Origin of the sequence: Roseicyclus sp., assembly GCF_965662675.1 — a bacterium.
In the GTDB taxonomy this organism is placed as follows: Bacteria; Pseudomonadota; Alphaproteobacteria; order Rhodobacterales; family Rhodobacteraceae; genus Roseicyclus.
On record NZ_CBFIIK010000139.1, the window covers coordinates 1 to 6,113 of the forward strand.

A 6,113-nucleotide genomic window follows, 5' to 3' on the forward strand; every position below is an offset into this window, starting at 1 on the left:
AAGCGGCTCGACGGGCTGTTGATGCGCACGACCGACCTATTCCTCGCCATGCCGCTCTTGCCGCTGCTTCTCGTCACGATCATGCTGTTTCGCGATCCGCTGCGCGCCAATTTCGGCCCCGAGGGGGGGATTTTCATCCTGATCGTGGTGATGATCGGCGTCACGTCATGGATGCAGACAGCCCGCGTCGTGCGCGCCGAGGTTCTGGCGTTGAAGGAACGCGAATTCGTGCTGGCCGCCCGCTCCATCGGCACGCCCAGCCACCGGATGATCACCCGCCATTTGCTGCCCAATGTGATGTCACCCATCATGGTCTCGGCCACGCTGGGGATCGCGAATGCGATCATCACGGAATCCGCACTCTCGTTTCTGGGCTTGGGCTTTCCCTCCGACTTTCCGACATGGGGGCGGCTCTTGTTCGATGCGACCGACTGGCTGACGCAGAACCCAGAACGGGTGATCTGGCCGGGCATGGCGATCTCGCTGACGGTGCTGTCGGTCAATTATATCGGCGATGGCTTGCGCGACGCGCTCGACCCGCGCATTCGTGGGCGTTAGGAGGGGCGGAAAACCTCGAGATTTCCGAACTCCGCGGACACCCCAGAAAGGCTCGCCCATGCCATGGCTCTCTCTCATCATCGCCATCGCGGGCGAGATCGTCGGCACCACAGCGCTCAAGGCCTCCGATGGCTTTACCCGCCTGACACCAAGCCTTGTCGCGATCACGGGCTATGCCATCGGCTTCTACTTTCTGGCCATCGTGCTGCGCACCATCCCCTTGGGCATTACCTATGCGATCTGGTCGGGCGTGGGTGTGGCGGCGGTCACGCTGATCGGCTGGGTGATGTATGGCCAGAAACTCGACCTACCCGCACTCTTGGGCATCGGGTTGATCGTGGCGGGGGTTTTGGTGCTCAATCTCTGGTCCTCCACGGCGTCGTGACGTGGCGTCGCGCCGTATTGCGCATTGACGCGATCGGGCACACCTCTAGTTCAGCGACGAAGCCAACCTCGGACCGGAGGCGCCATGACCACCCCCTTGATCGTAAACGGAACAACCCATGATGTGGCGTTGCCCGATAACGTGCCCCTGCTTTGGGTCTTGCGCGATGCGCTTGGCCTGACCGGCACGAAATACGGCTGTGGCGTTGCGGCCTGTGGCGCCTGCACCGTGCATATCGATGGCCAAGCGGTGCGGTCGTGCCAAGTGGCGCTGGCCGATGTCTGGGGGCCGGTCACGACGATCGAGGGCTTGGGCACCCCCGCGGCCCTTCATGCCCTGCAACAGGCGTGGATCGACCATCAGGTCGCGCAATGCGGCTACTGCCAGTCGGGCCAGATCATGCAAGCCGCCGACCTTCTGGCGACAACCCCAGAGCCAAGCGATGCCGATATCGACGCTGCCATGGCGGGCAATCTGTGCCGCTGCGGCACCTATCCGCGCATCCGCGCTGCGGTTCACACCGCCGCCCGTGCATTGCGGGAGGGCTGAGAGATGGCCAATTGGGGGAAGATCGCGCGCCGCACTTTCCTGATCGGTTCGGCCGCCGTGGCGGGTGGCGTGGCCTTTGGTGTCTGGCAATACCGCCGTGACCTGCCCAACCCGTTGGAACCGGGCGAGGGCGCGGTGACGCTGAACCCTTGGATCATCATCGACCAACAGGGCGTCACGCTGATCGCCCCGCGCGCCGAGATGGGGCAAGGCGTCTACACCACCCTGCCCGCGCTTCTGGCCGAGGAACTGGATGTGGCATGGGACCAGATCCGGGTGATCCATGGCCCTGCGGCGCAGGCCTATTACAACGCCGGGCTGATGAGCCACGCGCTCCCCTCCACTGATTACGACCGCACCGCATGGCAGGAAATGATGGTCGAGGCGATGTCGATCCTGCCCAAGATGATCGGGTTGCAGGTAACCGGCGGCTCGACCTCGACGCTCGATGCCTATGACAAGCTGCGCCAAGCGGGCGCCACTGCGCGCGAGGTGCTGAAACAGGCCGCGGCAAATCGGCTGGGCGTGGCGGCCGGCACGCTGGACACAAGCGATGGTCGCGTGATCGCACCGGGCGGCGTCGAACTTACCTATCAGGATTTGGCACAAGACGCCGCGCTGATCGACCCGCCCCGCCGGGTAGAATTGCGGCCAGCCTCGCAGTGGAAATACCTGGGGCGTTCCATGCCGCGCCTCGACATGGTGGACAAGGTCACGGGGACCGCGCAATTCGGCATTGATATGCGCTTGCCCGGCATGATGTTCGCCACCGTGCGGATGAACCCCCATCTGGGCGGCGCGATGCTGTCCTTTGACGCCAGCGCGGCGCTGGCCATGCCGGGCGTCGAACGGGTGATTGATCTGGGCACGGGCATTGCGGTGGTCGCAAGCAACACATGGCTTGCCATGCAGGCCGCCGAGGCTGTTGCGGTCGATTGGGGCCCGGCCCCCTACCCCGATACCTCGGACCAGATGCTTGCGGTGATCCGCGCGGCGCTTGACACGCCCGCGAACTCCACGCTCCGCGACAAAGGCGATGCAGACGGCGCCGCAGGCCCCGCCGATACCGAGATCACGGCGGAATACAGCGTGCCATGGCTGGCGCATGCTACGATGGAACCGATGAGTGCCGCGGCGCATTACACCGGCGACGGGCTGGAGATTTGGACCGGCAGCCAAGCCCCCGGCTTTGCAGAAGCCAAGGCCGCCGAGGCGGTGGGCCTTTCGCCCGAGCAGGTCACCTGCCATGTCACCTATCTGGGCGGCGGGTTCGGGCGGCGCGGCGAAAGCGACTTCGTGGTGCAGGCCGCGCGCATCGCGCAAGCCATGGACGGCACGCCGGTGCAGGTCACATGGTCGCGCGAGGAAGATATGCGCCATGATTTCTACCGCCCCGCAGCGGTGGCCCGGATGCGCGGCGTGGTGCGCGCGGGCAAGGCGCTGACGTTTGATGGACGCGTTGCCGCCCCGTCGGTGACGCGCCAATCCATGACGCGCATGACAGGAAGCCCGCCCCCCGGCCCCGACAAGGGCCATGTGGAGGGGATGTTCAACCAGCCTTATGCCATCCCCAATTACCGGGTCAGCGGGCATCTGGCCGAGCTGGATGTGCCGATCGGCTTTTGGCGCTCGGTCGGCAATTCCTTCAACGGCTTTTTCATGGAAAGCTTTGTCGATGAGATGGCCCATGCCGCAGGCCGCGATCCCTTGGCCTTCCGCCTTGAACTTGCCGAGGCCGAACATGGCCCGAGTGCCGGCGTCTTGCGCGCTGTCGCCGAGATGTCGGGCTGGGATGGCCCCCGCCCGCCCGGCACGGCGATGGGCGTGGCGATGACCCATTCCTTTCACACGCCCACCGCCGTGGTGATCGAAGTGACCGAGCGCGAGGGGGCGATTGCCCTGACGCGGGCATGGATGGCCTGCGATGTGGGCACAGCACTCGATCCCGCGATCATCGAGGCGCAGATGGTGGGGGGCCTTGTCTACGGGCTGTCGGCCGCGATGATGGAAGAGATCAGCTTTGCCGGCGGCGCGGTCGAACAGGGCAATTTCACCGATTACGATGCGCTGCGCCAACACCAGATGCCGCAGGTCGCGGTGCGCATCCTCGAGACATCTGGCCATATCGGGGGTGTGGGCGAGCCGGGCACACCGCCAGCAGCCCCGGCGCTCGCCAATGCGATCTTTGCCCTGACAGGCCAACGCATCCGCGATCTGCCATTGAACAAGACGCTGCGCTTTGTGGGCTAAGGCCGCTCAGCGCAGGCTGTCGGCGCAGTAGCGTGCAGCCGCGCGCACCCGGTCGGTCATGAAGAAATGATCGGGGTTTCGTGGCCGCGCCTCGGCCATCAGAAGCGCGGCGGACTGTTCGAGCCTTTGGGCCATGGCCAGCCGGATCGCCGGATCACTGTCCGTGGCACAGGTCGAAAAATCGGCCATGGCGGCATGGTAACGTGCCACACTGGTGTCAACCGAGACTGCACGCCAAGGGTTGAGGAAGCCGAAATAGGCGCAGCCTGACAGCATGAAGGGGGCCAACATGGCCAGAACCAAGTGACGCGACACAAGAAAAAACCCTACATGCGGCTGAGTTTCGACTGCAACTCGGCCAGTTGACGTTTGATCTCGTCCAACTCGTCGGTCGGGTTGGATGGGCTGGCCTCATCATCGGTTGGGCCTGACCATTGCGCGCCGAGCCCGCCGGTCATCGCCTTGATAAAGGCCTCTTGCTGGGCGCGCATCGCCTCGAAGCCGGGCATCTTGGCGATCGGATTGATGGCGGTCATGTTCTCCATCATCTTCGACTGCCCCTGCTTGAGCATCTCGAAACTCATGGACAGGAAATCTGGCACAACCGTTGACGCTTGGCTGGAATAGCTGCGCACAAGATCGTTGAGGACCGCGATCGGCAGGATGGTCTCGCCGCGGCTTTCATGTTCGGCGATGATCTGGAGCAGATATTGCCGGGTCAGGTCATCGCCAGATTTCAGATCGACGATCTTGACCTCGCGGCCCGTACGAATAAAGCCCGCGATATCCTCGAGCGTGACGTAATCGGAGGTCTCGGTGTTGTAGAGCCGTCGGCTTGCATATCGCTTGATCAAAAGCGGCGCGCTGGTATCGGCCATCTGACTGCTCTCCCTTTCCGCGGTGCAGAGCAACAAACCTACGCCCCTTTGTGGGAAATGCAAATTTATTGTGCAGTAGCAGAAACGCGAAGGGCAGACCACGCGGGTCTGCCCTTCTGGTGTTCATGCCGGCGGGGAGGACGCCAGCACGAATACTGTGCCGTCAGGCGTCGCTCACTTTGCAGCGGCGGCAGCGGCTTTCTTGGCGGCGGTCGTCACTTCGGCGGTTGCCTTCTTGACGGCTGCGGTCGCTTCTTCGGTTGCTTCCTTGCCAGCAGCCATCATCAGCTCGACGGTTTCCATCTGCACCTTCTTGGCGACTTCTGCGAAGGCAGCCATGGTTTCAGCGGCCATTTCGGCCTGTGCGGATGCGAAATCGGTTACCGACTTGGTGTAGTCGGTCGGCTCGGCCTTGACGGCCGAGACATCGGCCAACTTGGCGATGGTGTCTTTGGTGAACTTGGACGAGATGTCGGTCGACTTCTCAGCGGCGTCGAGCATGACCTTCGACATCTTTTCGCTCATCGAGGCGGAGGTCTTGAAGGCGTCGGTCATTGCCGACATGTCCATCGGGTAGGCGGACATCATGTCGGACATCATCTTGGTGAAATCGGTTGTCTTAGCAGCCATGGGTCTTCTCCGGGGTAGGCCCCGGTGCGACGGGGCTGTGTGCGTGTGCCCCGATGCGCGGGGCTGTGTGGTTTCGCCCCTATGCGGCAGGGCGGTGTTCTGCATGTGCACAATCTATGCATGCTGCAGTGCAGCAAGTCAAGATTATTCTGCACTGCAGCATCGCGATCCGGGATTTTGACGACAGATCAGCCGGTTACATTTTCCCTGACATAGCTGCCCGGCGCGGGATCAGTGGCAGGGTGTGATTCGCAGCCCAAGCCTCGCGCAGGCACTTTCTTGCCTGCACGCTTTGCCAGCCATGTTTCCCAATGCGGCCACCACGATCCTTCGTGATATTGCGCTGCCTCTTTCCACGCATCGGGCGTGCCGATCGGCTCGGAGCCGCGCCAATGGCCGTATTTCTTCTTGGCGGGCGGATTGACGATGCCCGCGATATGGCCCGATTCCGACAAGATGAAGGTCTTGTCCTTCGACCCCATCTGCACGATCCCGCGAAAACTGTCTTTCCACGCGGCGATATGGTCGGTCTCGCAAGCGATGGCGCAGATCGGCAGGCGAACATCAGAGACATGCAACTTTTCGCCCATCAGCGCAAAGCCGTCAGCCGAAAAGCCGTTGTCCTGACACAGCCCGCGCAAATATTGCACCGTCATCTTGCCGGGCAGGTTGGTACTGTCACCATTCCAGAACAACAGATCAAAGGCCGGTGGCGGCTCGCCCAGCATGTAGCTGCGCACGGCGGGGCCATAGACCAGATCCTTGGCGCGCAGATAGGAGAAGGTCTTGGACATGTAATGGCTGTCCAGATAGCCCTCGGCAGCGACCTGGCGTTCGATGGCATCGACAAAATCGCTGTCGAG

At 63.0% G+C, this 6,113-nt stretch carries 7 protein-coding genes and 1 pseudogene; 4 read left to right on the forward strand and 4 right to left on the reverse strand.

The genetic code is table 11. The features are described from left to right. The 4 genes from ACTG4J_RS14345 to ACTG4J_RS14360 form a co-directional block, all read left to right on the forward strand. The coding region (locus tag ACTG4J_RS14345; RefSeq protein WP_439140420.1) for an ABC transporter permease at nt 1-558 on the forward strand (558 nt) is incomplete at its 5' end. Nucleotides 559-616: 58 nt separating this feature from the next. Next, nucleotides 617-943 (forward strand): DMT family transporter, encoded by a 327-nt coding sequence (locus ACTG4J_RS14350; RefSeq protein WP_439140421.1) that lies wholly within the window; start codon nt 617-619, stop codon nt 941-943. 84 nt (nt 944-1,027) lie between these two features. After that, the gene (locus ACTG4J_RS14355) at nt 1,028-1,492 is read left to right on the forward strand and encodes a (2Fe-2S)-binding protein (RefSeq protein ID WP_439140423.1); all 465 of its coding nucleotides are present in this window, start codon (nt 1,028-1,030) and stop codon (nt 1,490-1,492) included. 3 nt (nt 1,493-1,495) lie between these two features. Further along, entirely contained in the window at nt 1,496-3,742 is a 2,247-nt protein-coding gene (locus ACTG4J_RS14360) for a molybdopterin cofactor-binding domain-containing protein (RefSeq protein ID WP_439140424.1), read from the forward strand. Between the two features lie 6 nt (nt 3,743-3,748). Here the strand turns inward: ACTG4J_RS14360 and ACTG4J_RS14365 are convergent, their stop codons facing one another. The 4 genes and pseudogenes from ACTG4J_RS14365 to ACTG4J_RS14380 form a co-directional block, all read right to left on the reverse strand. Next, nucleotides 3,749-4,057, reverse strand: a complete 309-nt coding sequence (locus ACTG4J_RS14365) for a hypothetical protein (protein ID WP_439140425.1) — start codon at nt 4,055-4,057, stop codon at nt 3,749-3,751. Nucleotides 4,058-4,068: 11 nt separating this feature from the next. Further along, nucleotides 4,069-4,620 carry a polyhydroxyalkanoate synthesis repressor PhaR gene (gene phaR, locus ACTG4J_RS14370; RefSeq protein WP_439140426.1) on the reverse strand — a complete coding sequence of 184 codons (552 nt, stop codon included), beginning with the start codon at nt 4,618-4,620 and terminating at the stop codon, nt 4,069-4,071. A 174-nt stretch (nt 4,621-4,794) separates the two neighbouring features. Beyond that, nucleotides 4,795-5,250, reverse strand: a complete 456-nt coding sequence (locus ACTG4J_RS14375) for a Phasin (protein WP_439140427.1) — start codon at nt 5,248-5,250, stop codon at nt 4,795-4,797. A gap of 188 nt (nt 5,251-5,438) precedes the next feature. Beyond that, nucleotides 5,439-6,113, reverse strand: a pseudogene (locus ACTG4J_RS14380) (class I poly(R)-hydroxyalkanoic acid synthase); the annotation flags it as partial.